Source organism: Phycicoccus sonneratiae (assembly GCF_016887965.1).
GTDB classification, from domain to species: Bacteria; Actinomycetota; Actinomycetes; order Actinomycetales; family Dermatophilaceae; genus Phycicoccus; species Phycicoccus sonneratiae.
On the sequence record NZ_JAFDVD010000009.1, the window covers coordinates 101,859 to 127,167 of the forward strand.

Annotated in this window: 26 protein-coding genes and 1 pseudogene; 4 read left to right on the forward strand and 23 right to left on the reverse strand. The window is 72.4% G+C overall.

Annotated elements, in window-relative coordinates:
• Position 1: 1 nt before the first annotated feature.
• Entirely contained in the window at positions 2 to 2,467 is a 2,466-nt protein-coding gene (locus tag JQN70_RS09510; protein ID WP_204131094.1) for a GcvT family protein, read from the reverse strand.
• Between the two features lie 170 nt (positions 2,468 to 2,637).
• Between JQN70_RS09510 and JQN70_RS09515 the strand changes: the two genes are divergently transcribed.
• A complete protein-coding gene (locus tag JQN70_RS09515) occupies positions 2,638 to 3,594 on the forward strand; it encodes a hypothetical protein (RefSeq protein WP_204131095.1) in 957 nt (318 codons plus the stop codon).
• Between the two features lie 121 nt (positions 3,595 to 3,715).
• Here JQN70_RS09515 and JQN70_RS09520 read toward each other — a convergent pair whose 3' ends face one another.
• The 4 genes from JQN70_RS09520 to JQN70_RS09535 form a co-directional block, all read right to left on the reverse strand.
• Entirely contained in the window at positions 3,716 to 4,237 is a 522-nt protein-coding gene (locus JQN70_RS09520; RefSeq protein ID WP_204131096.1) for a sigma-70 family RNA polymerase sigma factor, read from the reverse strand.
• Positions 4,234 to 5,040 (reverse strand): hypothetical protein, encoded by an 807-nt coding sequence (locus JQN70_RS09525; protein WP_204131097.1) that lies wholly within the window; start codon positions 5,038 to 5,040, stop codon positions 4,234 to 4,236. Before JQN70_RS09525 ends, JQN70_RS09520 begins: the two co-directional genes overlap by 4 nt.
• Before the next feature lie 111 nt (positions 5,041 to 5,151).
• Complete coding sequence (locus JQN70_RS09530; protein ID WP_204131098.1) at positions 5,152 to 6,930, reverse strand: 3-hydroxyacyl-CoA dehydrogenase family protein; 1,779 nt, start codon at positions 6,928 to 6,930, stop codon at positions 5,152 to 5,154.
• 102 nt (positions 6,931 to 7,032) lie between these two features.
• Positions 7,033 to 7,509 (reverse strand): hypothetical protein, encoded by a 477-nt coding sequence (locus JQN70_RS09535; protein ID WP_204131099.1) that lies wholly within the window; start codon positions 7,507 to 7,509, stop codon positions 7,033 to 7,035.
• Between the two features lie 77 nt (positions 7,510 to 7,586).
• On the opposite strand from JQN70_RS09535, the gene nucS reads away from it, so the two are divergent.
• Together nucS and JQN70_RS09545 are read left to right on the forward strand one after the other, a co-directional pair.
• Positions 7,587 to 8,282, forward strand: a complete 696-nt coding sequence (gene nucS / locus JQN70_RS09540; protein WP_204131100.1) for an endonuclease NucS — start codon at positions 7,587 to 7,589, stop codon at positions 8,280 to 8,282.
• A gap of 49 nt (positions 8,283 to 8,331) precedes the next feature.
• Positions 8,332 to 8,877: a type 1 glutamine amidotransferase domain-containing protein gene (locus tag JQN70_RS09545; protein WP_204131101.1), complete on the forward strand. Its 546-nt coding sequence runs from the start codon at positions 8,332 to 8,334 to the stop codon at positions 8,875 to 8,877.
• On the opposite strand, the gene JQN70_RS09550 is transcribed toward JQN70_RS09545, so the two are convergent.
• Together JQN70_RS09550 and JQN70_RS09555 are read right to left on the reverse strand one after the other, a co-directional pair.
• Complete coding sequence (locus JQN70_RS09550; protein ID WP_204131102.1) at positions 8,867 to 10,933, reverse strand: protein meaA; 2,067 nt, start codon at positions 10,931 to 10,933, stop codon at positions 8,867 to 8,869. The two genes, JQN70_RS09545 and JQN70_RS09550, sit on opposite strands and share 11 nt — an antisense overlap.
• A 94-nt stretch (positions 10,934 to 11,027) precedes the next feature.
• A complete protein-coding gene (locus JQN70_RS09555; protein WP_204131103.1) occupies positions 11,028 to 11,402 on the reverse strand; it encodes an STAS domain-containing protein in 375 nt (124 codons plus the stop codon).
• A gap of 152 nt (positions 11,403 to 11,554) precedes the next feature.
• Here JQN70_RS09555 and JQN70_RS09560 point away from each other — a divergent pair, with 152 nt between their 5' ends.
• A complete protein-coding gene (locus JQN70_RS09560; RefSeq protein WP_204131104.1) occupies positions 11,555 to 12,175 on the forward strand; it encodes a cob(I)yrinic acid a,c-diamide adenosyltransferase in 621 nt (206 codons plus the stop codon).
• Positions 12,176 to 12,191: 16 nt separating this feature from the next.
• Here JQN70_RS09560 and JQN70_RS09565 read toward each other — a convergent pair whose 3' ends face one another.
• From JQN70_RS09565 to JQN70_RS09635, 16 genes and pseudogenes are all read right to left on the reverse strand, one after another.
• Entirely contained in the window at positions 12,192 to 12,608 is a 417-nt protein-coding gene (locus tag JQN70_RS09565; protein WP_204131105.1) for a hypothetical protein, read from the reverse strand.
• A 323-nt stretch (positions 12,609 to 12,931) separates the two neighbouring features.
• Positions 12,932 to 13,231 carry a hypothetical protein gene (locus JQN70_RS19975; RefSeq protein ID WP_239111352.1) on the reverse strand — a complete coding sequence of 100 codons (300 nt, stop codon included), beginning with the start codon at positions 13,229 to 13,231 and terminating at the stop codon, positions 12,932 to 12,934.
• A 261-nt stretch (positions 13,232 to 13,492) separates the two neighbouring features.
• A pseudogene (locus JQN70_RS21150) lies at positions 13,493 to 13,618 on the reverse strand (excisionase family DNA-binding protein); the annotation flags it as partial.
• 63 nt (positions 13,619 to 13,681) lie between these two features.
• Positions 13,682 to 14,170 carry a DUF2550 family protein gene (locus JQN70_RS09575; RefSeq protein ID WP_204131107.1) on the reverse strand — a complete coding sequence of 163 codons (489 nt, stop codon included), beginning with the start codon at positions 14,168 to 14,170 and terminating at the stop codon, positions 13,682 to 13,684.
• 22 nt (positions 14,171 to 14,192) lie between these two features.
• On the reverse strand, positions 14,193 to 14,459 hold the full coding sequence (locus JQN70_RS09580; RefSeq protein WP_204131211.1) for a F0F1 ATP synthase subunit epsilon: 267 nt from the start codon (positions 14,457 to 14,459) through the stop codon (positions 14,193 to 14,195).
• Positions 14,456 to 15,910: a F0F1 ATP synthase subunit beta gene (atpD, locus tag JQN70_RS09585; RefSeq protein ID WP_204131108.1), complete on the reverse strand. Its 1,455-nt coding sequence runs from the start codon at positions 15,908 to 15,910 to the stop codon at positions 14,456 to 14,458. Before atpD ends, JQN70_RS09580 begins: the two co-directional genes overlap by 4 nt.
• Positions 15,911 to 15,921: 11 nt before the next feature.
• Positions 15,922 to 16,821, reverse strand: a complete 900-nt coding sequence (locus JQN70_RS09590; RefSeq protein ID WP_204131109.1) for a F0F1 ATP synthase subunit gamma — start codon at positions 16,819 to 16,821, stop codon at positions 15,922 to 15,924.
• Positions 16,822 to 16,860: 39 nt separating this feature from the next.
• The gene (gene atpA, locus JQN70_RS09595) at positions 16,861 to 18,501 is read right to left on the reverse strand and encodes a F0F1 ATP synthase subunit alpha (RefSeq protein WP_204131110.1); all 1,641 of its coding nucleotides are present in this window, start codon (positions 18,499 to 18,501) and stop codon (positions 16,861 to 16,863) included.
• Between the two features lie 105 nt (positions 18,502 to 18,606).
• A complete protein-coding gene (locus JQN70_RS09600; RefSeq protein ID WP_204131111.1) occupies positions 18,607 to 19,422 on the reverse strand; it encodes a F0F1 ATP synthase subunit delta in 816 nt (271 codons plus the stop codon).
• On the reverse strand, positions 19,422 to 20,006 hold the full coding sequence (locus tag JQN70_RS09605) for a F0F1 ATP synthase subunit B (RefSeq protein ID WP_204131112.1): 585 nt from the start codon (positions 20,004 to 20,006) through the stop codon (positions 19,422 to 19,424). The genes JQN70_RS09600 and JQN70_RS09605 overlap by 1 nt, the downstream gene beginning before the upstream one ends.
• Positions 20,007 to 20,062: 56 nt before the next feature.
• On the reverse strand, positions 20,063 to 20,284 hold the full coding sequence (gene atpE, locus JQN70_RS09610) for an ATP synthase F0 subunit C (RefSeq protein WP_030527793.1): 222 nt from the start codon (positions 20,282 to 20,284) through the stop codon (positions 20,063 to 20,065).
• Positions 20,285 to 20,375: 91 nt separating this feature from the next.
• Complete coding sequence (atpB, locus tag JQN70_RS09615; protein ID WP_204131113.1) at positions 20,376 to 21,215, reverse strand: F0F1 ATP synthase subunit A; 840 nt, start codon at positions 21,213 to 21,215, stop codon at positions 20,376 to 20,378.
• Positions 21,216 to 21,330: 115 nt separating this feature from the next.
• Positions 21,331 to 21,786 (reverse strand): Cg1360 family ATP-synthase-associated protein, encoded by a 456-nt coding sequence (locus tag JQN70_RS09620; protein WP_204131114.1) that lies wholly within the window; start codon positions 21,784 to 21,786, stop codon positions 21,331 to 21,333.
• A gap of 92 nt (positions 21,787 to 21,878) precedes the next feature.
• Positions 21,879 to 23,273 carry a sugar transferase gene (locus JQN70_RS20880; RefSeq protein WP_204131115.1) on the reverse strand — a complete coding sequence of 465 codons (1,395 nt, stop codon included), beginning with the start codon at positions 23,271 to 23,273 and terminating at the stop codon, positions 21,879 to 21,881.
• Positions 23,274 to 23,294: 21 nt separating this feature from the next.
• Complete coding sequence (glyA, locus tag JQN70_RS09630; RefSeq protein WP_204131116.1) at positions 23,295 to 24,578, reverse strand: serine hydroxymethyltransferase; 1,284 nt, start codon at positions 24,576 to 24,578, stop codon at positions 23,295 to 23,297.
• Positions 24,571 to 25,305, reverse strand: coding sequence for an L-threonylcarbamoyladenylate synthase (locus JQN70_RS09635; RefSeq protein ID WP_204131117.1), 735 nt, complete (start codon positions 25,303 to 25,305; stop codon positions 24,571 to 24,573). Before JQN70_RS09635 ends, glyA begins: the two co-directional genes overlap by 8 nt.
• Positions 25,306 to 25,309 lie beyond the last annotated feature (4 nt).

Here is a 25,309-nt window from a genome sequence, read left to right on the forward strand (position 1 = left end):
GTCAGCCCCGCACGCGCGCCGAGGAGGGGTCGTACGGCGGCCGCAGAGTCACCCGGGCCGGGTACCGCGTGCCGGCCACGTCGACCTCCCAGGTCCCGGCGCGCAGCCAGTCGGCGCCGACGCCCTCGGGGTGCGCCACCCCGGCCAGCCCGACCGCGCCCCCGACCGTCCAGCCGTAGGAGCCGGCGCGCAGGTCGCCGACCGGCTCGCCGTCGCGGAGCAGCACCTCGCCGTGGAACAGCAGCGGCTCGGGGTCCTCGACGACGACCGAGACGACGCGGTGCCGGGGCGTCCCCCGCTCTTTCGCGGCGACGGTGGCCTCGCGGCCGACGAACCCGCCCGGCTTGTCGAGGGCGACCGCGAAGCCGAGCCCGGCGCCCCACACGTCGTCGGTGTTGTCGAGGTCGTGCCCGAAGTCGCGGTACCCCTTCTCGAGGCGCAGGCTGCCGAGGGCCGCGAGCCCGGTCGGCCGCAGCCCGTGCGGGCCGCCGTGCTCGAGCAGCAGGTCCCACAGGGTCGTCGCCGCGTCGACCGGGACGTAGAGCTCCCAGCCGAGCTCGCCGACGTAGGTGATGCGGACCGCGAGCAGCTCCGTGCCGGCGATCTCGACCCGCTGGGCGGCGCGGAACGGGAACGCATCGTCGGACCAGTCGTAGTGCGGCGCAACGGTTTCGAGCACCGACCGCGAGGCCGGGCCCTGGAGGCTGAGCATCGCGACGTCGTGGGTGACGTCGGTGACGGTGGCGTCGGCGTCGCCGAGCCCGCGGCGGAGCATGCCGCGCACCTGCTCGTGCTGGGTGTCGGAGGCGACGACGAGCAGGTCGTCGGCGGCGAGCCGGGTGACGGTGAGGTCGGCGACGACGCCGCCGTCCTCGGCGAGCCACTGGGTGTAGGTGATCCGGCCGTCCTGCGACAGGTCGCCGGCCGACATCCGGTCGAGCACGGCGAGCGCGTCCGGCCCGCGCACCGCGAAGCGCGCCATGAACGACATGTCGAAGAGGCCGGCCGCCTCCCGCACGGCGCGGTGCTCGGCCTCCCAGTGCTCGAACCACGGCGCCCGGCCCCAGGTCGGCTCGGCGGACGGGGTCTCCCCCGGTCCGGCGTACCAGGCCGCGGCGTCCCAGCCGGAGACGTCGCGCAGGTAGCCGCCGCCGGCGACGACCCGGTCGTGCAGCGCCGACCGGAGCACGCCGCGGGACGTGCTCAGCTGCACGCCCGGGGTGTGCGCGGCGTAGACGGTGCCGAGGACCTCGGCGGTGCGGGCCCGCCGGTGCTCGGGCAGCAGCTGGTGGTCGCGGAAGCGGGCGACGTCGAACCCGGTGACGTCGACGTCCGGCCGTCCGGAGACCACCCAGTGCGCGAGGATGCGGCCGAGCCCGCCCGCCGAGAGGATGCCGACCGAGTTCAGGCCCGCGCAGACGAAGTACCCGTGGATGCCCGGTGCCTCACCGACGCCCGGTGACAGGTCCGGCATGAACGACTCCGGGCCGCAGAAGAACGTCCGGATGCCGGCCGTCTCGACGACCGGTACGCGGGCCATCGCCTTCTCGAGGAACGGGCCGACGCGGTCGGTGTCGGGCGGCAGGGTGCCGAACGAGAAGTCGCGCGGGATGCCCTCGACCTTCCAGGCCGCGGCCTCGGGCTCGAAGAGGCCGACCATCATCCCGCCGCCCTCCTCGCGGTAGTAGCCGTAGGAGGCCGGGTCCTCGAAGACCGGTGCGTCGGGGCTCATCCCGTCGATCGGCTCGGTGACGAGGTAGTAGTGCTCGGCGGCCTGGTTCGGCACGACGACACCGTTCTGCGCGGCGAGCTCGCGGGCCCACATCCCGGCCGCGTTGACGACGACGTCGCACTCGATGGTGCCGCGGTCGGTGACGACGCCGGTCACCTCCTCGACGACGCCCCGCGGGCGGGTGACGACCTGCTCGACGCGTACGCCCTCGACGACGCGCACGCCGTGGGCGCGGGCCCCCTTGGCGAGCGCCATCGTCAGGTCGACCGGGTTGACCCGGCCGTCGCCCGGGACGTGGAAGCCACCGACGAGGTCGTCGGTGCGGGCCAGCGGGAAGAGCTCGGCCATCTCGGCCGGCGAGACCTCCTCGACCTCGAGCCCGAGCCGGCGCTGGAAGGTCGCGACCCGGCGGTACTCCTCGAGGCGGTCGCGGTCGGCGGCGGCCTCGACGAGCCCGACGGGCTTGAAGCCGGTCGACTGCCCGGTCTCGGCCTCGAGCCGCCCGTAGAGGTCGCGGGAGTACAGGCGCAGCCGGGTGCTCGTCTCGCTGAAGGAGCCGAAGCAGGTCATCAGGCCGGCCGCGTGCCACGTCGTCCCCGAGGTGAGCCGGTCGCGCTCGAGGAGGACGACGTCGGTCTCCCCGGCCTGCGCGAGGTGGTAGGCGACGGAGGTGCCGATGACGCCACCCCCGATGACGACGACACGGGCTCTGGACGGCAGCGCTGCAGGACTCACGCAGGCGAGCCTAGGGGCTTCCGGTCCCACCCCACCGGCCCCCCTCCCCGCGCTCCACGTCAGGCGACACGCAGGTGAACCGAACCGCTGGCCTGCGTGTCGCCCGACCTCGGCAGACGACCTGTGGAGAACCCCGCGAGGCTTCCGCCGGCGACAGCCATCCTCGGGCCATGACCCCCCGCCGGCTGCCGCCCCTGCCCGCGGGCGCCGTCTCGCTCGACGACGCCCGGACGCTCGGCCTCGCCGACCACGACTGGCGCGACGCCCGGCTGCTCCGCGTCACGCGCTCGGTCCGTTCGCTCCACGCTCCTCTCGACCTGCGCGAGCGCGCCCGGGCCTTCGCGCGGGCGCTGCCGGCGGACTGCGCCTTCTCGCACGTCACCGCCGCCCGCCTCTGGGGGCTCCCGCTGCCGGCGCCCCTCGAGCGGGACGACACCCTCGACGTCATGCGCCGGTCGGAGCGCGCTCCGGTTGAGCGCACGGGGTGCCGGGGCCACCGCGGCCTCGAGCGACGACGGGTGGTTGAGCTCGACGGGCTCCGCGTCACCGACCCCGCGGACACGTGGGTCGACCTCGCCGCGGTGCGCAGGCACCGGCTCGACCGCGACGACCTCGTCGCCGTGGGAGACGCGGTGGTCACGCGATGGGCCAGGCCCGGCGTCCGCCGGTCGGCAGTCGAGGTCGCCGACGCCCTCGACCCCCTCCGTCGAGCGCTCGCCGCCCGGGGCTCGCCGCGCGGGGCGACCCTGCTCGTCGAGGCACTAGCCCTCGTCCGTCCCGGGGTGCGCTCCGCGCGTGAGACTCGCAGCCGCCTCCTCTTCGTGGCCGCCGGGTTCCCCGAACCCGAGCCGTGCGCGCCCCTCCACGCACGTGGTGGCGGCTGGCTCGCCGAGGGCGACCTCGTGTGGCACGCGCAGCGGGTCGTGGGCGAGTACCAGGGTGAGGTCCACGGCAGCCGGAGCGCCCGCAGCACCGACGCCGCTCGCAACGGCCTGCTCGGCGACGAGGACTGGACCGTGCTCGAGATCTTCGCCGAGGACCACGCCGACCCCCACCGGCGACGGGCCCTGCTCGTCCGGTTCGCCCGGGCCCTCGGCCTCGATCCGAGAACGCTGACCATCCGATGAGTCGTCTCGAGATTGGCCGACACGCCGAGGATTCGGTCCGCTCGCCTGCGTGTCGCCTGATCTCGATGCCGCCGCCCGGTCCCGGGACGCGCCCCTCCACGCGCCCCGGACCGGGCGCAGGTCAGCCGACCGGCTCGTCGGCGACGAGGAGCGGACGCAGCCGGGCCAGGGCCCGGTGCGCGATCACGCGGACGTTGCCCGTCGAGATGCCCACCACGTCGGCCACGACCTCGTCCGGCTGGTCCTCGAGGTAGCGCAGCACGAGGACGGCCCGCGAGCGGGGGTCGAGCACCGCGAGCATCCCGTCGGCGAGCAGCCGCGCCTCGACCGCACTGTCGCCGGCCGACGTGACGGGCGCCGCGGCCTCGACGAGCGCGTCGGACGTCACCGTCCGGGCCGACGCCAACCGCCGCCCCGACACGAAACGGTTGACCATCATCCGCCGGACGTAGCGGTCGGGGTGCTCGGACCGCTCCACGCGGCGCCAGTGCACGACGAGGCGGACCAGGGTGTCCTGGAGCAGGTCCTCCGCATCGGCGTCGTGCAGGGTGAGGCTGCGTGCGAAGCGGAGGAGGCGTGGACCGGCGGCTCGGACGTACTCCTCGACACCCTCCGGAGGCCGGGGCGGGCGGGCGGACCTCACGGGCCCACCGCCGGCCACGGCGAGTCCTCGAGGCGGGCCGCCATGAGGCCGACCAGCCGGACCGCCTCGACCGTCGGGTCCGTCGTCCCGCTGCGGTGGATGCTCACCGCGACCGACCGGGTGCCGACCCGACGCACCGCCACCACCCACCGGGGATCGTCGCGGCCGACGAGGAGCAGCCGGTCGGCGCGGTCACCCCCGGGCCAGGTGGCCTGCTCGACGCCGATCCACCGACACGGCCCCGTGTCCGCCACCAGCTGTTGCCAGCCCCTCGAGTCCGCCCACCCCGCCACGGTGAAGGATGCGTCCTCCACCCCTTCCTCGGTCACCGTGGGGAGCACGGCATGGATCGACGCCACGTCGACCGGTCGCACGGCACCTTTCGTTGGCCCGACCACCGTCGAGTCGCAGATCTGCGGCCCGAGGACCGCCGCCTGGTCCGGGCCGGTCAGCGGGCCGCCGCGGTAGCGCAGCCCACGCAGATCGTCCTCGTCCGGGAAGAGCGCCGCGGCGGCCTGCTCGTCCTCGTCCGCCGCGGACGGGGACGCAGTGGTCGGACTCGACGCCGCAGGCAGCGCGGTGCGGTCGGCCCCGGCCCCGAGGGCCGGCACCGTGACGACCAGGCCGGCCACGAGGGCCGCGGCTCCCAGTGTCCCGGCGGCCCCGCGGGCCATCATCCGCCGTCGCCGCAGCCGACCGCCGCGGGAGAGCGCCTCGTCGAGCAGCCCCTCCGACAGCGACGGTGTCCCCGCCTCCTCGAGCAGCGACCGCAGCCGGCCCCCGGTCTCCTCGTGCACGTCCATCGCCGCTCCCCCTTCGTCCCGGGCGGGCCGAGCGCCCGCCACATCATGGACGACGCGGCGAGGGCGCCCGGCGTTACACGCGGGGCGCCCTCGATCGGCGGCGGGACGCGCTCAGGCGTAGGTGCGGAACCCGCGCCCGGTCTTGCGGCCCAGGTAGCCCGCCGTCACGAGGTGCTCCAGCAGCGGCGCGGGTGCGAAACCGCGCTCGCGGAACTCGACGTACAGCTCGCGCTCGATGGCCAGCGAGACGTCGAGCCCGACGACGTCGAGCAGCTCGAACGGTCCCATCGGCAGCCCGCAGCCGGTCTTCATCGCGGTGTCGATGTCGTCGGCGGTGGCGTAGTTCGCCTCGAGCATCTTGACGGCGTCGTTGAGGTACGGGAAGAGCAGGGCGTTGACGATGAAGCCGCTGCGGTCCGCGCAGGTGACCGCGACCTTGCCGACCTTCGCGCAGAGGTCCTGCACGGTGGCCAGCACCTCGGGCGCGGTGGTCACCGTGTGCACGACCTCGACGAGCTTCATCACCTGGGCCGGGTTGAAGAAGTGCATCCCGATGACGTCCTGCGGTCGCGAGGTGACCTTGGCGCAGTCGATGATCGGCAGCGACGAGGTCGTCGTCGCGAGCACGGCGCCGGGCTTGCAGATGGCGTCGAGGTCGCGGAAGAGGTCCTGCTTGACGGCGAGGTCCTCGGCGACCGCCTCGACGACGAGGTCGACGTCGGCCAGGGCCTCGCGCCCGGTGGCGCCGGCGACCCGGCCGAGCAGCGCGTCGGCGTCGGCCTGCTCCATCCGCCCCTTCTCGACGGCCCGCGCGCAGCTGCGGCCGAGGGCCGTGACGACTGCCGCGACCTTCTCCTCGGACCGCGCGACGAACGTCACCGGGTAGCCGGCCCTGGCGAAGACCTCGATGATCCCCGTGGCCATCGTCCCGCTGCCGACGACGCCGACGGTCGTGACGTCGCGCAGGGACACCCCGGCGGGCACGCCGCCGGCCGGCGTCTGCGCGTCGGGAACGACCTCGGGCGACCCCGGCCCGGCGTAGGTGTAGAACCCGCGCCCCGACTTCCGGCCGAGCAGGCCGGCCGAGACCATCTGCTTGATGATCGGGCTCGGCGCGTGCAGGCGGTCGCGGCCCTGCTTGTACATCGTGTCGAGGATCTCGTAGGCGGTGTCGAGGCCGATGAGGTCGAGCAGCTGGAGCGGACCCATCGGGTAGCCGCAGCCGAAGCGCATCGCGGCGTCGAGGTCCTCGCGGGTGGCGTAGCGGCTCTCGTACATCGCGACGGCGTGGTTGAGGTAACCGAAGAGCAGCCGGTTGGCGATGAAGCCGGCCTTGTCGCCGACGACGACCGGCTTCTTCCCGAGCCGCTCGGCGAGCGCCTTGACGTCCTCGAAGACGTCGTCGGCGGTGATGACGGTGCGGATGACCTCGACGAACTGCTGCACCGGCGCCGGATTGAAGAAGTGCATGCCGACGACGCGCTTGGGGTTCGACGTCGCGACGGCGATCTCGGTGACGGGCAGCGACGAGGTGTTCGTCGCGAGCACGGCCTCGGCCGAGACGATGCGGTCGAGCCGGCCGAAGATGTCCTTCTTGAGGTCGAGGTGCTCGGGCACGGCCTCGACGACGAGCTGGCAGCCCGCGAGGTCCTCGAGCGAGGTGGTGAAGGTGACCCGCGCGTGGAGGGCGTCGTGCTGCTCCTGGGTGATCTTCTCGCGGCGCAGGGCCCGGCCCGTGCTGCCGGCGAGGATCTCGCGGCCGTGCGCGACCCCGGCGTCGTCGACCTCGACGGCGAGCACGTCGATGCCGTTGCGGGCGAACACCTCCACGATGCCCGCACCCATCGTGCCGAGTCCGATCACACCCACGCTGGTGAAGTCACGCGTCATGGCGGCGATCCTTCCAGAGCGCCCGAGCGGCCACGACCGCGTGGCGGGGTGACGCTGCTTACCTCGGCGGCGTCCGCGTGCGGGCGCGGTGCGTGAGCCCGGTCACCAGTCGACGCCGGTGGCGACGAGCTCGGCCTCGAGGTCGACGCGGTCGCGGGGGTCGAGCGGCAGCAGCCCGATGGGTGTCGGCACGTCGGCCCGCGAGCAGAGCTGGACGAGCACGTGGTCGTAGGCGGCCAGCGCGGCGGCGATGCGGGCGGCCGGGTGCGGCTGGTCGCTCGCCTCGATGCGCCGCACCTCGGCGGCGAGCCGGCGCAGCTCGAGGGCGAGGAGCACCGACGGCACGGGCTCGGAGGGCGGACGGCGGCGTTCGAGGAGGCCGACCCGCTCGAGGCCCTCGACGACGTCCCGCCCGAGCCGCGAGGCGCGCAATCGGGGGCCGAGGTGCTCGGTGAGCGGCGCAAGGCCCGGAGGCACCCGCCGGGGACCCCCCGAGACCCACCGGCCGATCTCCCAGCCGACCACGTAGAGGGCACCGAAGAAGAGGACGACGACCACCCCGGTCACGACCGTCTCCATCGACCTCACCTCGGGATCCAGTGTGCGTCGGCCCCGCGCGGGCGGCAAGAGGTTCGACGTGGGTAGGCTGCGCGATCGTGCGGATGGTCATCGCGACGTGCTCGGTCGACTACGAGGGACGCCTGACGGCGCACCTGCCGCTCGCCACCCGGCTGCTCCTCGTCAAGGCCGACGGCTCGGTGCTCGTGCACTCGGACGGCGGCTCGTACAAGCCGCTCAACTGGATGTCGCCGCCGTGCGCCATGGCCGAGGTCGAGCCGGACGAGACCGAGGCCGAGGAGGGCGTCACGGCCGTGTGGGTCGTGCAGCACGCGAAGTCCGAGGACCGCCTGCGGGTCCGCCTCCACGAGGTGCACAGCGACAGCAGCCACGACCTCGGGGTCGACCCCGGCCTCGTCAAGGACGGCGTCGAGGCCCACCTCCAGAAGCTCCTCGCCGAGCACATCACGACCCTCGGCGACGGGTGGACGCTCGGTCGGCGGGAGTACATGACGGCCATCGGGCCGGTCGACATCCTCTGTCGCGACGCGTCCGGCGGGCACGTCGCCGTCGAAATCAAGCGCCGCGGCGAGATCGACGGCGTCGAGCAGCTGACCCGCTACCTCGAGCTGATGAACCGCGACCCCCACCTCGCCCCGGTCACCGGCGTCTTCGCCGCCCAGGTGATCAAGCCGCAGGCCCGCACCCTCGCCGAGGACCGCGGCATCCGCTGCGTCGTCCTCGACTACGACGCGCTCAAGGGCATCGACACGAGCGAGCACCGGCTCTTCTGACCCGGGCCGCCGCGTTTGACCGGCGCCGGGCCCGGGTAGGCGCTCGGGCATGACCGACACAACGCACACCGCCCGCAGGGTCGCCTTCCTCGTCGCCACCGAGGGCATCGAGCAGGTCGAGCTGACCGAGCCCTGGAACGCCGTCGAGGAGGCGGGCCACACCCCCGTCCTCGTCTCGACCGAGAGCGGCCAGGTGCAGGCGTTCAACCACCTCGACAAGGGCGACACCTTCCCGGTCGACGTCACCGTCGCCGAGGCCGAGGTCGGCGACTACGACGCCCTCGTCCTGCCCGGCGGCGTCGCCAACCCCGACGCCCTGCGCACCGACGCCGACGCCGTGTCCTTCGTCCGGACCTTCGTCGAGTCCGGCAAGCCGGTGGCGGCCATCTGCCACGCCCCGTGGACCCTCGTCGAGGCCGACGTCGTGCGCGGCCGCACGCTCACGTCCTGGCCGAGCCTGCAGACCGACCTGCGCAACGCGGGCGCGACATGGCAGGACGAGGAGCTCGTCGTCGACGACAACCTCGTGACGAGCCGCAACCCGGACGACCTCCCGGCGTTCACGAAGGCCCTCGTGGAGGCGCTCAGCCGCTGACCGGCTGCCCCACGGGCTCCAGCCCCCGCGCCGACCGGATGACGTCGACGAAGCGGGCCATGATCTCGGTGAGCCCGAAGTCCTTGGGCGTGAACACCTCCGCGACACCCAGCTCCTTGAGCCGGGCGGCGTCGGCCTCGGGGATGATCCCGCCGACGATCACCGGCACGTCGCCGGCGCCCGCCTCGCGCATCCGCGTCAGGACCTCGGGGACGAGCTCCATGTGCGAGCCGGAGAGGATCGAGAGCCCGACGAGGTGCACGTCCTCGGCGACGGCCGCCCCGACGATCTGCTCGGGGGTCAGCCGGATGCCCTGGTAGACGACCTCGAAGCCGGCGTCGCGGGCCCGCACGGCGACCTGCTCGGCCCCGTTGGAGTGCCCGTCGAGCCCCGGCTTGCCGACCAGCACCCGCAGCTTCTCGCCGAGGTCCTCCCCGGTGGAGCGCACGAGCTCGCGGACCCGCGTCAGCTCGGCCGTCCCCGCTCCCGCGCCGACCGACCCACTGACGCCCGTGGGCGCCCGGAACTCGCCGAAGACCTCGCGCAGGGCGCCGGCCCACTCCCCCGTCGTCAGGCCCGCCCGGGCGCACTCGAGCGTCGCCGGCACGAGGTTGGCGTCGGTGGCGGCGTCGGCCCGGAGCCGGTCGAGGGCGGCGGCGGCGCGCTCGCGACGCGCGGGGTCGGCGTCGCGCTCCTCGCGCCAGGCACGGACGGCCTCGGCGGCCGCGGCCTCGACCCCGTGGTCGACGCTCTGGATGGCCGTGGTCAGGTCGGCGGTCAGCGGGTTCGGCTCGGTGGACTCGAACCGGTTGACGCCGACGACGACCTCGTCCCCGGCCTCGATGCGGGCCCGCCGGCGCGCGTGCGACGCGACGAGCTCGGACTTCATGTAGCCGCCCTCGACCGCCGGCACGGCGCCGCCCATCTCCTCGATGCGCGCCATCTCCTCCTTCGCGCCGGCGACGAGCTCGGCGACCTTGGCCTCGACGACGACCGACCCCTCGAAGAGGTCGTCGTGCTCGAGCAGGTCGGACTCGTAGGCGAGCACCTGCTGGATCCTCAGCGACCACTGCTGGTCCCACGGCCGGGGCAGGCCCAGCGCCTCGTTCCACGCCGGCAGCTGCACCGCGCGGGCCCGGGCGTCCTTGGAGAGGGTCACGGCGAGCATCTCGAGGACGATGCGCTGGACGTTGTTCTCCGGCTGGGCCTCGGTGAGCCCCAACGAGTTCACCTGCACGCCGTACCGGAATCGCCGGTGCTTCGGGTCCTCCACGCCGTAGCGCTCGCGCGTGACCTCGTCCCAGAGCCGGACGAAGGCGCGCATCTTGCACATCTCCTCGACGAACCGGACCCCGGCGTTGACGAAGAACGAGATGCGGGCCACGACGTCGCCGAAGCGCTCCTGCGGCACCTGACCGGAGTCGCGGACCGCGTCGAGGACGGCGATCGCCGTCGACATCGCGTAGGCGACCTCCTGCACCGGCGTCGCGCCGGCCTCCTGGAGGTGGTAGCTGCAGATGTTCGTCGGGTTCCAGCGCGGCATCTCCGAGACGGTGTACGCGATCATGTCGGTGATCAGCCGCATCGACGGCGCCGGGGGGAACGCGTACGTCCCGCGCGACAGGTACTCCTTGATGATGTCGTTCTGCGTCGTGCCGGCCAGGGCCCGGACCGCCTCGGCGGGGTCCTCCCCCGCGGCCTCGGCCTGCTCCTCGGCCACGACCTGGTACAGCGCGAGCAGCCACATCGCGGTCGCGTTGATCGTCATCGAGGTGTTCATCGAGGAGAGCGGGATGCCGTCGAAGAGGGCGCGCATGTCGCCGACGTGGCTGATGGGCACGCCGACCTTGCCGACCTCGCCGCGGGCGAGCGGGTGGTCGGGGTCGTAGCCGGTCTGGGTCGGGAGGTCGAAGGCGACCGAGAGGCCGGTCTGCCCCTTGTCGAGGTTGCGCCGGTACAGCGCGTTGCTCGCCGCGGCGCTCGAGTGGCCGGCGTAGGTGCGCATCACCCAGGGGCGGTCGCGCTCGGGGCGGACGGCGTCGCTGCTCTCGGACATGCGGGAACGCTAACCGCGGGCCCGGGGGGCGGGTAGGTGCCCGCGCGGTGAGAGTGCCCACACGTGAGGCGCGCCACGCCGCGGGGCGCACCGGTCAGGAGACGCCGGCGAGGACCCCCTCGTCGCCCGGCTCGCGGCGGGGTGCGGCTGCGGTGAGGAGCCCGTGCATGCGGGCGCGGATCAGGAGGCGCCGGGTGCGGGCGTCGGCGGCGACGACGTGCACGGCCCGGCCGTGGCGGTGGGCCCGACGGCGCAGCTCGACGACGAGCCCGAGGCCGCTGGCGTCACCGATCTCGACGCCCTCGAGGTCGAGGAGCAGCGGGGTGGTGCCGTCGGCGACGACCCGGTGGAGGGTCAGCCGCAGGTCGGCGACGGAGCGGGCGTCGAGCCGGCCAGCCAGGGTGAGGAGCACCCCGGACTCGTGGTCGTGCTCGGTCAGCGTGACGATGGGTGCCCCCCGGTCGGTCACGTCGTTCCCCTCTCCACGGCAGCGTGTGACCCTATGGACGCACGAGGGGCCCCTCCTGATACGCAGGCCACGGTAAAGGTTCGGCAAATTCCGGACAGTGGCCGCTTCCGGCCAGCGCGCCGGCCGGGACGGACGTCTGACAGGCTGGCGCCATGGTGAACCTCACCCGCATCTACACGCGGACCGGTGACGACGGCTCGACGGCGCTCGGCGACCTCAGCCGCACCCGCAAGACCGACCGGCGGCTCGCGGCCTACGCCGACGTCAACGAGGCCAACGCGGTCCTCGGGGTCGCGCTCGCCTCGGGGGGGCTCCCCGAGGAGGTGCGCGCGGTGCTGCTCCGGGTGCAGAACGACCTCTTCGACGTCGGGGCCGACCTGTGCACCCCGCTGCAGGAGACCTACGAGTACCCGCCACTGCGGGTCAAGGACGAGTGGGTCGCCGAGCTCGAGGCGGACTGCGACCGCTGGCTCGCGCCGCTCGAGAAGCTGCGCTCGTTCATCCTCCCCGGCGGCACCGCCGGCGCCGCGCTGCTCCACCAGGCGCTCACCGTGGTGCGGCGGGCCGAGCGCTCGACCTGGGCGGCCATCGAGGAGTACGGCACCGAGGCGGGGTCCGAGCGCGGCCACGGCGGGGTCAACCCGACGACCGCGCAGTACCTCAACCGGCTCTCGGACCTGCTCTTCGTCCTGGCCCGCACGGCCAACGTCGACGCCGGCGGCGACGTCCTCTGGCAGCCCGGCGGCGGCCGCGAGGCGGCTCCCGAGCGCTAGGCGACACCCTCCCGCATCAGCCCCGCAAGATGGCCCATGCTGCATGGCCCCGCTCACGGCGCTCCCCGCCGAGCGCAACCCATGCACGGTGGCCGTGGTCGTCGAGGGTGGCCGCACCACGGAGCCGCTGGCGGTCCTTGGCGGTGCAGCGGGCACGAAGGGCGAACGGGTCGTCGACCTCGGCCAGGAGTGCGGCGACATCAGCGAGGTGCCGTTCGGGCTTGGCGAGGGCGCAGGCCGCTGCCTTGCCCACGATGGCCGCGTAGAGGGATGGCCGCCAGATGGTCCCGGATCGTTCCTCGTGCACGACGTGAACCGGTTCTCGCTCGGCCAGCAGGAGCGATCCGGCGGGGATCTCGATGGTCCGGCCAGGTGGCGAGGTGGTCAGATCCGCTCGCACGCCGAGGCCGTCCGGGGCCAGCAGGTCGATCACGACCGGGCCCCCTTCCGGCCGAGGGACGGCGAATCGGTGCGCCAGCCCGTCGGCGCTCGCATCGACTGCGTAGCCCCTGCTCTCAAGGTGCGCAGCGAAGATCCGCAAGGCTCCCCGGTGGTGACGTACGTCGGCTACGAGGTCACCGTCTTGCGTGACCCGCACTGGCGGAGCTCCGCGTTCGACGAGATGAAGCCAGACCTTCTGCCCGCCGACGACACACCACGGCACGTCGACGGACCGGCCGAGCTCGATGAGGTCGTGCCACAGCGTCCGAGATGGGCCCGCGAGCGGAGGAAGTCGAACCTGCGCCTCGGAACCCGTCATCGCCATCCTAGGTCGCGCGCCAGGGACCTCAGAGCACTCATGCCCGCCTCGACCGCCCGCGGGTCGCCCGACTCCAGCAGGTTCGCGGCCAGTGCCGCCAGCCCCACCTGACCGTCGGCGAACGGCCACACGACGCGTGGGAGGCGGACCACGAGGTTCGGCTCCCTGACACCGCTGCGAATCTGAAGTCGTGAGGAGAGGTCAGGCCAGTCCTCGGCCGGAACGTAGAACTCTGGCAGGGCCGCGCCGTGCACCAAGTCGACACCACGCTCGACAGCGGCGGCTTCGCCGGCCACCAGGGACGCCTGACGAAGGCGCTCGAGAGCTGCGGGGTGCGCCCAACACAGCCGGTTGTCCTGGCGTCGAAGGAGCGCCGCTCTCAGTCGGTCTGGGGACGACGGGCCGAGTGCGCGGCCCAGCGAGCGCACCTGGGAGCGGGCAGAAGGCGACAACCACGGCGCCTCGCCCCCGGACAGGAGGTCCAGCAGACCCCACGCCCGAGCGGCTGCGAGCGGCCGACCTCGCACGGAGTCCTGAGATGAGAGGCGAGCCACGTCCTCTTCCGCGATCAGCCACGAGCGGCCCACCCGCTGAGCGCGAAGCCTTCCGTCACGGACCAAGGCGCGCACGCGCCACTCCCCAACGCCGAGTCGGGCTGATGCTTCACGTACTGACAGGTCCACTCACACAGTGTTTCGTAAATTGCACCGATATCGGAGTATTTGTCGAAACTCCCAGCGGACCGTTCAGGCGACGTTGACGTTGTAGCCGGGCGGGCTGGACTCCAGCCAGGCCCGCACGGCGGTGTAGGCAGCGGGCACGAAGGCGAACTCGCAGGTACGCCCCGCGGCGCTGCCGGAGACCGAGATCGGTTCCGCGAGACCGGGGATGACGTCGGACGTCGGCTGGGGTGACCCCAGCTGCACCTCGCCGCGCAGCCACGAGACCTCGGGGCGCAGCGACGGCCCGACGATGCTGAACCACTCGAACCGCTCGGCGCCCAACCGGGCCAGCCCGAGCCGCCAGCGCGCACCCGGCTGGTCGCGCAGCGCGCAGAGCATCACCGGTCGGCCGTCGCCGGAGATGAAGCGTCGGGGGGCCCCCCCCCCCCGGGGGGCGCCCCCCCCCCCCGGCCCCCCCCCCGGGGGCGCCCGCGCCCACACGAAGGTGAGCGCGCCGACGACGACGAGGACGAGCAGGGCGAGCGCGAGCTCCGAAACGACGAGTGCGTCCATCCGGTGCCCGCCCGCCCCGCCGTCAGGAACCCATGCCGGAGGCGTCCACCGACTCGGCGACGATGGTCACCCGGTCGTGGTCGACCGAGAGGAAGCCGCCGTCGACCGTCGCCGACTTCCAGCCCCCGGCGTTGATGCGGACCTCGCCCTCGGCGAGGACGCAGAGCATCGGCTGGTGGCCGGGCAGCACGCCGAGGTCGCCCTCGATCGAGCGGGCGCTGACCTGGCTGGCCTCGCCCTCCCAGACCTTGCGGTCCGCGGCGACGAGCTCGACCTGGAGCGCCATCAGAGGTTCTTCTGGATCTCGGCCCACTGGCGCTCGACGTCGTCGAGGCCACCGCACATGAAGAAGGCCTGCTCACCGACGTGGTCGTACTCGCCGTCGCAGATCTTCGTGAAGGCCTCGATGGTGTCGGACAGCGGGACGGTGGAGCCCTCGATGCCGGTGAACTGCTTCGCGACGTAGGTGTTCTGCGACAGGAAGCGCTGGATGCGACGCGCGCGGTTGACGAGGATCTTGTCCTCCTCGGACAGCTCGTCGATGCCGAGGATCGCGATGATGTCCTGCAGCTCCTTGTTGCGCTGGAGGATCTGCTTGACCCGGACCGCCGTGTCGTAGTGCTCGGTCGAGATGTACCGGCGGTCGAGGATGCGCGAGGTCGAGGTCAGCGGGTCCACGGCCGGGTAGATGCCCAGCGACGCGATCTCGCGCGAGAGCTCGGTCGTCGCGTCGAGGTGCGCGAAGGTCGTGGCCGGCGCCGGGTCGGTGTAGTCGTCGGCGGGGACGTAGATCGCCTGCATCGAGGTGATCGAGTGACCACGGGTCGAGGTGATCCGCTCCTGGAGCACGCCCATCTCGTCGGCGAGGGTCGGCTGGTAGCCGACGGCCGACGGCATGCGGCCGAGGAGGGTCGAGACCTCCGAGCCGGCCTGGGTGAACCGGAAGATGTTGTCGATGAAGAGGAGCACGTCCTGCTTCTGGACGTCACGGAAGTACTCGGCCATGGTCAGCGCCGAGAGGGCGACGCGCAGGCGGGTGCCCGGCGGCTCGTCCATCTGGCCGAAGACGAGCGAGGTCTGGCCGAGGACGCCGGCCTCCTCCATCTCGACCATGAGGTCGTTGCCCTCACGGGTGCGCTCGCCGACGCCGGCGAACACCGAGACACCACCGTGGTCGCGGGCGACGCGGGCGATCATCTCCTGGATGAGGACGGTCTTGCCGACGCCCGCACCGCCGAACAGGCCGATCTTGCCGCCCTGGACGTACGGGGTGAGCAGGTCGATGACCTTGATGCCGGTCTCGAACATCGTCGTCTTGGACTCGAGCTGGTCGAAGGCCGGCGCGGAGCGGTGGATGCCCCAGCGCTCCTGGACGTCGAGGGTCTCGCCCTCCTCGAGGTTGAGGCACACGCCGGTGGTGTTGAACACCTTGCCGAGCGTGACGTCGCCGACCGGGACGGTGATCGGGCCGCCGGTGTCTTGGACGGCGGTGCCGCGGACGAGGCCGTCGGTGGGCTGCAGCGAGATCGCGCGGACCATGTTGTCGCCGATGTGCTGGGCGACCTCGAGGTTCAGCGCCTTCTTCTCGCCGCCGACCTCGACCTCGGTGGTCAGCAGGTTGTACTGCTCGGGCATGCCGTCGACGGGGAACTCGACGTCGACGACCGGGCCGATGATGCGGGAGATCCGGCCGACACCGCCGGCGGCGGCCTCGCTCTTCTCGGTGACAGTGGCAGTCATGGGTCTCTCTCTCACTTGCTCTCGGCCAGCGCGCTGGCGCCACCGACGATTTCGCTGATCTCTTGGGTGATCTCGGCCTGGCGGGCCTGGTTGGCCAGCCGGGTGTACTTCTTGATGAGCTCCTCGGCGTTGTCGGTCGCCGACTTCATCGCGCGCTGGCGGGCGGCGAGCTCGGAGGCCGCGGCCTGGAGCATGCAGTTGAAGAGCCGGGCGTTGACGTACTTCGGGAGCAGCGCGTCGAGGACCTGCGCGGCACCGGGCTCGAAGTCGTAGAGCGGCAGGAGGTCCTCGGGCGCGGGCTTCTCCTCGCCCTCGACGACCTCGAGCGGCAGCAGCCGGATGACCTCGGGCTCCTGGGTGACCATCGAGACGAAGCGCGTGAAGACGACGTGCACCTCGTCGACCCCGCCCTCGTCCGTGGCGGTGGTGAAGTCGGCGACGAGCCGCTCCCCCACCTCACGGGCGACGTCGAAGGTCGGCTTCTCGGAGAACCCGCTCCACTCGGCCGCGAAGTCGCGGTGGCGGAACCGGTAGAACCCGATCGCCTTGCGGCCGAGGAGGTACGGGACGACCTCCTTGCCCTCCTCGCGCAGCCGGGCGACGAGCCGCTCGCTCTCCTTGATGACCGAGGAGCTGTACGCGCCGGCGAGACCGCGGTCGGACGTCATGATGACGACCGCCGCCCGCCGCACGTCCTCCTTCTCGGAGGTCAGCGGGTGGTCCTCGTTGGAGAACGTCGCGACCGCCGAGACCGCGCGGGTCAGCGCCCGGGCGTACGGGGAGGACTCGCGGACCGCCTCCTGCGCCTTGACGACGCGGGCCGCGGCCATGAGCTCCATGGCCCGGGTGATCTTCTTCGTCGAGCTGACGGCCCGGATGCGCTGCCGGTACTCCCGGATCTGCGCTCCCATGTCATCCCGCCTTTCGTGGTGTCTCGGTGGACCGTGCGCTCAGCGCTTCTGCCGGACGATCTGCTCCTGGTCGGAGTCCATCGCCTCGCTGCCGTCCTCGCCCTGGTCGTTGACCGGGACCGACTCCGACCCGGACGCGTCGAAGAGCTTGGCCTTGAAGGACTCGACCTCGGCCTCGAGCGCCTGCTCGGTGCTCTCCTCGAACTTGCCGGTCTCCCGGATCGCCGAGAGGAGGTCGGCCTTGGTGCGGCGCAGGTGGTCGAGGAACTCGGCCTCGAAGCGGCGGACGTCCTCGACGGCGACGCTGTCGAGCTTGCCGGTGGTCCCCATCCAGATGGAGACGACCTGCTCCTCGACCGGCACCGGCGCGGCCTGCGGCTGCTTGAGCAGCTCGACGAGGCGGGCGCCCTTGGCGAGCTGGGCCCGCGAGGCCGGGTCGAGGTCGGAGGCGAACATCGCGAAGGCCTCGAGGGCGCGGTACTGCGCGAGGTCGAGCTTGAGGCGGCCGGAGACCGACTTCATCGCCTTGATCTGCGCGGCACCACCGACACGCGACACCGAGACACCCACGTCGATCGCCGGGCGGACGTTGGCGTTGAACAGGTCGGCCTGGAGGTAGATCTGGCCGTCGGTGATGGAGATGACGTTGGTCGGGATGTACGCCGAGACGTCACCGGCCTTGGTCTCGATGATCGGCAGGCCGGTCATCGAGCCCGCGCCGAGGTCGTCGGAGAGCTTGGCGCAGCGCTCGAGCAGCCGGCTGTGCAGGTAGAAGACGTCGCCCGGGTAGGCCTCGCGGCCCGGCGGGCGGCGCAGGAGGAGGGAGACGGCGCGGTAGGCCTCGGCCTGCTTGGACAGGTCGTCGAAGACGATGAGGACGTGCTTGCCCTGGTACATCCAGTGCTGGCCGATGGCCGAGCCGGTGTAGGGGGCGAGGTACTTGAAGCCCGCGGAGTCGGAGGCGGGGGCCGCGACGATGGTCGTGTACTCCATCGCGCCGGCCTCCTCGAGGGTGCCGCGGACCGACGCGATGGTCGAGCCCTTCTGGCCGATGGCGACGTAGATGCAGCGGACCTGCTTCTCCGGGTCGCCGGTCTCCCAGAACTCCTTCTGGTTGATGATCGTGTCGACCGCGACCGTGGTCTTGCCGGTCTGGCGGTCGCCGATGATCAGCTGGCGCTGGCCGCGGCCGATCGGGGTCATCGCGTCGACCGACTTCAGGCCGGTCTGCAGCGGCTGGTGCACCGACTTGCGCTGGACGACCGTGGGGGCCTGCAGCTCGAGGGCGCGGCGCTCGTCGGAGGCGATGTCGCCGAGGCCGTCGATCGGGGTACCCAGCGGGTCGACGACGCGACCGAGGAAGGCGTCGCCGACGGGGACCGAGAGGACCTCGCCGGTGCGCTTGACCTCCTGGCCCTCCTCGATGTTGCTGAAGTCACCGAGGATGACGACGCCGATCTCGTGGACGTCGAGGTTGAGCGCGAGGCCCAGCGTGCCGTCCTCGAACTGGAGCAGCTCGTTGGTCATCGCCGAGGGCAGGCCCTCGACGTGCGCGATGCCGTCACCGGCGTCGGTGACGCGGCCGACCTCCTCGCGCGAGGCGGTGCCCGGCTCGTAGGAGCGCACGTAGCTGTCCAGCGCGTCCCGGATCTCGTCCGGGCGGATCGAGAGCTCCGTCATGGGTGATCTTCTCCTCGGTCACCGGCCCCCGGTGGGGCCGAAGTTCTGGTGGGTGGTGCCTGTGCTGTTGTGTGTTGCGAGCCGGTTGTGTGCCGCGAGGCGGCTTCAGCCCCCGGTGACGTGCCGGCGCGCCTCGTCGAGGCGGCGCAGCACGGTGCCGTCGACGACCTCGTCGCCGACCTGGACCCGGATGCCACCCATGACGGCCGGGTCGCGGACGACCTGGAGGGCCACGGGCTTGCCGTAGTGCGTCTCGAGCGCGCTGCGCAGGCGGGCCTGCTGCTGCTCGGTGAGGTCGCCCGCCGCCGTGACGAGCGCGGTGAGCTCGTCGCGACGCTGCGCGGCGAGGTGGAGGTAGGACTCCATGACCCGGTCGAGCCGGCGCCCGCGCGGGACCCGCACGGCCTGCTCGACGAGTCGGACCGTCTCGGCCGCGGCCTTGCCGTCGAGCAGCGTGTGCACGAGCCCGGCCTTGCCGGCGGCGTCGGTGTTGCGGCTCGAGAGCGTGTCGCGCAGACCGGGGTCGGCGGCGACGATGCGCTCGAAGCGGAACAGCTCGTCCTCGACCCGGTCGATGCGACCGCCCGACTCGGCGCCCGCGAGGAGCGACTGGACGGCGAGGCTCTCGAGGGTGTCCCCGAGGTCGCGCTCGGCCGCCCAGCGCTGGCCGGCGACGGTCTCGACGAGGCCGGTGGTGGCCTCGCCGACCTTGCCGCCGAACAGCGAGCGGGCCAGGCCGGCCTTGTCGGCCGACTCGCGCGAGGGGTCCGCGAGGGCCCGGCGCAGCGAGGCGGTGCCCTCGACGACGCCGGTCACCGCGAAGAGCTCCTCGGCGAGCGTCGAGGCGTCCGCGCCGCCCCGGAGGGCCGTGTCGAGCGCCTCCTGGGAGGTGCGGGCCGCACCGCGGGACGAGCCACGCATCAGGCGTCCTGCCCGGCCGGGGCGACCTTCTCGGGCCGGACGTCGCCGGACTCGAGCTCGGCGAGGAACCGGTCGACGATGCCCTTCTGGCGCACCTCGTCCTCGAGAGACTCCCCGACGATCTTGCTCGCGAGGGTGGTCGACAGCGAGCCGACCTCCTGGCGCAGCTGGACGACCGCCTGCTGGCGCTCGGCCTCGACCTGGCGCTTGGCCGCCTCCGTGATGCGGCTCGCCTCGGCCTGGGCCTGGGCGCGCATCTCGGCGACGATCGAGGCGCCCTGCTCGCGGGCGGACTCACGGATGGCGTTGGCCTCGGCCCGGGCCTCGGCGAGCTGGGCGGTGTACTGCTCCAGCGCGGCCTTGGCCTCTTCCTGGGCCTGCTCCGCCTGCTGCATGCCGCCCTCGATCGCGGCGGCGCGCTCGGCGTAGAGCTCCTCGAGGCGCGGCACCACCTTCGACTTGTACAGCCAGTACAGGATGGCGAAGGCGATGATCCCGATGATCATCTCGCCGGGGTGGGGCAGCAGCGGGAAGCCCGAGGGGTAGCCGGTTCCCTCGGCAGCCACTACGGATGCGGTGATCACATCGCGTCCTTATCTCGTCGGAACAGGGTCGAGCAGATGGTCGGTGGACCGGTGCGTCAGTTGGGGTTGGTGCCCTGGAAGACGAACGCGAAGACGAGACCGAGGATGGCCAGCGCCTCCGTGATCGCCATGCCGGTGAAGGCGATGGTCTGGAGCATGCCGCGGGCCTCGGGCTGGCGGGCCACACCGTTGATGTAGGCGGCGAAGATCAGGCCGACACCGATGCCGGGGCCGATCGCGGCGAGACCGTAGCCGAGGTAGGCGATGGAGCCGTACATGTCGTGTGTTCCTTTCGGTGGCGCCGGGCCTGTCCCGGCGTCGGGGTGGTGCGGGGGTCGTGCGGGTCGTGCTACCGGACGGAGCCGGGGGTCAGTGGTGCTCGCTCACGGCGTCGCTGATGTAGAGCGCCGCGAGGAGGGTGAAGATGAACGCCTGGAGGAACTCGATGAGGAGCTCGAAGAAGGTCATCGCGATCGAGAAGCCGAAGGACAGCACCCCGGAGAACTTGAGGAAGAGGTTGTCCCCCTCGAGGAGCAGGTACTCGCCGCCGACGATGAAGACGAGCAGCATGAGGTGGCCGGCGAGCATGTTGCCGAAGAGTCGCAGTGCGAGCGTCAGCGGGCGGATCACGAAGTAGGTGAGGAACTCGAGCACGAAGAGGATCGGCTTGAGCCAGCCCGGGAGGCCGGGCGGGATGAGGCTCTTGAAGTACGGGAGGACGCCGTGCTTCCGGCGGATCGCGACCGCGTGGTAGGTGATGTAGACGATGAGCGTCAGGACGATCGGGATGCCGACCCGGCTCATCGTGGGGAACTGGATGAACGGGAAGATCCCGAACACGTTGTTCACGAGGATGAGCGTGAAGAGGGTGAGCAGCAGCGGGACGAACTGGAGGAAGTCCTTGGACCCGATGATGTCGCGGCCGATGGTGTTCCGGACGAAGTTGTAGCTGCCCTCGACGAGGAACTGGTTCTTGCTCGGGACGACGGTGAGCTTGCGGGTGGCGCCGACGTAGAACCAGGCGAGCAGGCCGACCGAGAGGAGCAGCACGAGCGCCGGACGGGTGACCGCCCACGGGCCGGTGCCGTCGAACGGGATGACCGGCCACCAGAAGTTCGCGACACCCGGGGTGTTGAAGCCGCCCTCCCCGCCTTCGGCGGTGGCGACGGCGGCGGGCAGCCAGCTAGCGGAGACCACGGTCGGGCTCACACCTTCTCCTCGGGGATGTCTCGGGCGCCGACGACGGGCTCCCGGGTGGACTGGACGTACGCTACCCGACCCCCGGAGGTGGTCGCGACGGCGGGACCCTCGGTCCTGGACGGGCTCATCGGCCCTGCTCCGGGGTGTCGGAGGGCTCGTCGTAGACGGGCAGGCGCGCGGTGCGCATGGCGCGGTAGGCGAAGGCCTGCCAGGCCAGGGTGACGACGAGGGCGGTGACCGCGAGGGCCGTCCCGTCGACCCACGAGGCGCTGCGGAAGACGATGAAGAAGACGAGCAGCGCGAGCACCTGAGCGAGGTAGACGGCCATCGCGACGGCGAGGAACGCGTGCGGGCTGGCGCTGCGGACGAGCCGGCTGAGCAGGAACATCCCCGAGGCGTAGAACGCGACGGAGACGGCGAGGCCGAGCAGGCTGCCGGGGACGGAGTCCAGGCCCCGGACGACACCGAGGACGAGGACCGCGAGCGCACCGGCGACGCTGGCCGGGACGAGGGCCCCGCGGAGCATGACCGCGAACGGCGCGCCGGCGGTGACGGCGGGGTTCTCGGTGCGGTCGGTCATCTGCGATCGGCCTCTTCGGTGGTCGTGGCGGAAGCACTCCGTGACGGCTTGTGAAAGTTATCACAAGCGCTGCGGGGCAGCAAAAGTGCAGGTCAGACCCGTCGGGCGAGGACCACCCACACGGTGCGGACGATGATCTCGAGGTCGAGCACGGGCGACCAGTTGACGAGGTACTGCAGGTCGTAGCCGAGCTTGTACTCGGCGTCGGTGTGGTATCGCCCGTGGATCTGGGCGAGGCCGGTGAGCCCCGGCGGCACCTCGTGGCGGCGGGTGTACCCGGCGATCTCCTTCTCGAAGCCGGCCGTGAGCTCGGGGCGCTCTGGCCGCGGCCCGACGACCGACATCCGCCCGGTGAGGATGTGAAGGATCTGCGGCAGCTCGTCGGCCCGGGTCGCCCGGACCCACCGGCACGCGGGGATGACCCGCGGGTCGGCCGTGCCGGTCGACAGCTGCGCACCGCCCTCGGCCTCGGCGTCGAGGCGCATCGTGCGGAACTTGACCATCTCGAAGGTCTCTCCCCCGACCCCGACGCGGGTCTGCCGGAACAGCAGGGGCCGGCCGGCGACGACGAGCTGGTGCAGCGCCGTGCCGCCGAGCAGGAGGAGCCACACCGGAGCGGTGAGGACGACGAGCAGTAGGTCGAGCAGCCGCTTGAAGTGCCGCTGCGAGGCGGCCATCGTCTGCGGCATGAGGAGGACGAACGGCAGCCCGGCCACCTCGCGCAGCCGGTCGAGGCCGAACAGCGTCTCGCGACCGCCGACCCGCAGCAGCACCGTGGCGTCACGCTGGTCGAGCCGGCCGATGGTCCGCGGGTACCAGTCGTCGAGCCAGGCCGCGGTGAGGAGGAGGACGTCGGTGGCGCGGGTGCGCTCGACAGCGTCGACGACGGCCAGGGGGTCGTCGACCTCCCCGACGACCTCGATGGCCGACGCGTTGGCGCGCAGGTGCTCGCGGGCCAGCTCGATGTCGGCGGCGACGCCGGCGAGCACGACGCGTGGGGGTCCCTCGCGCCGGGTGCGCATCCAGTGCACGATCGCCCGGTTGATCGCCACCGCGACGCCCGCGAGGACGATGACCGCGACGAGGTTGGTGATGGGGAACGGCAGGGCCCGGCCGATGGAGGACCCGCGCTGGCGCAGCAGGCCGCCGAGCGCGAGGTTGAGGAGGGCGACGAAGCTGCCGGCGGCGAGCGAGAGCCGGGCGGCCTTGGGCAGCACCGCCGCTCCCCCGAGCCGCGGCTCGCGCTCGTAGAGGCCGCCGAAGTAGTACGCGACGAGGAAGATCAGCGTCGAGACCGAGAACGACACCGAGTACGCGGCGAGCGGGTACGTGGGCCACGGAGGGAGGCCGTTGCGCACGAGCATCGTGCCGACCGCGAGCCCGAGGACGGCCAGCCCGTCGAGCAGCATGACGAGCCGGAACCCGCGGCGGTTCAGCCGGGTGAGCAGGCGCGGCTCGGGCTGGCTCGCGGGCGACGGATCGGACACGGTGGCGGTGGTCCCCCGCGGTCAGGCGGTGGGTCGCGGGTAGGCCGGGAAGGCCTCGACGAGCTCGGTGACCTGTGCCCGCACCTCGCGCGAGACCGCGTGCTCGGGGTCGGCGTCGCCGTCGACGACCGCCCGCGCGATGAGCGCGCCGACGGTGCGCATCTCGTCCTCGCCCATGCCCTGGGTCGTGACGCAGGGGGTGCCGACCCGGATGCCGGAGGCGATGTTCGGCTTCTGCGGGTCGAACGGGATGGCGTTCTTGTTGAGCGTGATGCCGGCCGCGTCGCTGCGGGCCTCGGCGTCGACGCCGGTGACGAGCACGCCCTGGAGGTCGTGCAGGCTCAGGTGGGTGTCGGTGCCACCGGTCGTCGGGCGGATGCCCTTCTCGCCGAGCGCCTCGGCGAGGACCTTGGCGTTGGCGACGACCTGCTGCGTGTACGCCGCGTACTCGGGGGTCGCGCACTCCTTGAAGTTCACGGCCTTCGCGGCGATCGTGTGCATCTGCGGGCCGCCCTGCATCATCGGGAAGACGGCCTTGTCGATGGCGGCGGCGTGCTGTTCCTTGCAGACGATCGCGCCGGAGCGCGGGCCGCGCAGCACCTTGTGGGTCGTGAACGACACGACGTCGGCGTGCGGCACCGGGCTGGGGATCGCGCCACCGGCCACGAGGCCGATGAAGTGCGCGGCGTCGACCCAGAAGATCGCCCCGACCTCGTCGGCGATGGCCCGGAAGCGGGCGAAGTCGATGAGCCGCGGGATGGCCGAGCCGCCGGCGAGGATGACCTTGGGCCGGTGCTCCTTGGCGAGCCGCTCGACCTCGGCGTAGTCGATGTCCTCGGTGTCCTTGTCGACGCCGTAGTGCACCGCGTCGAACCACTTGCCGGAGAACGACACCTTCGTGCCGTGGGTGAGGTGGCCGCCGTGCGGCAGGCTCATCGCGAGGATGGTCTCGCCCGGCTTGAGGAACGCGCCGTAGACGGCCTGGTTCGCGCTGGCGCCCGAGTGCGGCTGGACGTTCGCGTGGTCGGCGGAGAACAGCGTCTTGCACCGCTCGATGGCCAGCGCCTCGGCCTTGTCGACCTCGGAGCACCCGCCGTAGTAGCGGCGCCCCGGGTAGCCCTCGGCGTACTTGTTCGACAACGTCGACCCGAGCGCGGTGAGCACCTCGGGGCTCGAGAAGTTCTCGCTGGCGATGAGCTGGAGGCCGCCACGGAGCCGGTCGAGCTCGGAGACGAGGACGCCGGCGACCTCGGGGTCGAAGGCCTCGAGGGCGCCGAAGTCGGATCCGTAGAACGTGTCACTCATCGTCGGTGGTCTCCCGCGGCTCGTCCTGGGTCGGTGCCGCGTCGTCGGCACCCGCGTCGGTCTCGGCGCCCGACAACTCTAGGGCGTCGGCCCGCGCACGCTCGACGACGTCCATGACCTGCTCCTCCGACAGCGCACCGAGGCGCAGGAGCACGGGCTCGTCCCGGGTGCAGTCGACGATGGTCGAGGCGAGGCCGCCGGTGCTCGGGCCGCCGTCGAGGTAGAACTCCACGCTCGCCCCGAGCTGGCTGGCGGCCTCGATGACCGTGCGGCTCGACGGGTACGCGTGCCGGTTGGCGCTGCTGACCGCCATCGGGCCGACCTCGCGCAGCAGGGCCAGGGCCACCTCGTCGTCGGGCATCCGCAGCGCGACGGTCCCCCCGGTGTCGCCGAGGTCCCACGCGAGCGAGGGCTGGGCGCGCAGGACGACGGTGAGCGGGCCGGGCCAGAACTCGCGGATGAGGGCGCGGGCGTACTCGGGCACCTCGGTGGCCAGGCCCTCGACGGTGCGGGCGTCGGGGACGAGGACCGGCGGCGGCATGTCGCTGCCGCGGCCCTTGGCGTCGAGGAGGTCGCGCACGGCGTCCGGGCTGAAGGCGTCGGCGCCGATGCCGTAGACGGTGTCGGTGGGCAGGACGACGAGGGCTCCGCGCCGGATGCCCTCGGCGACCTTCGGGAGCGCGTCGGCGCGACCCGCCTCGGTGGTGCAGTCGAAGACCGGGCTCATGGGG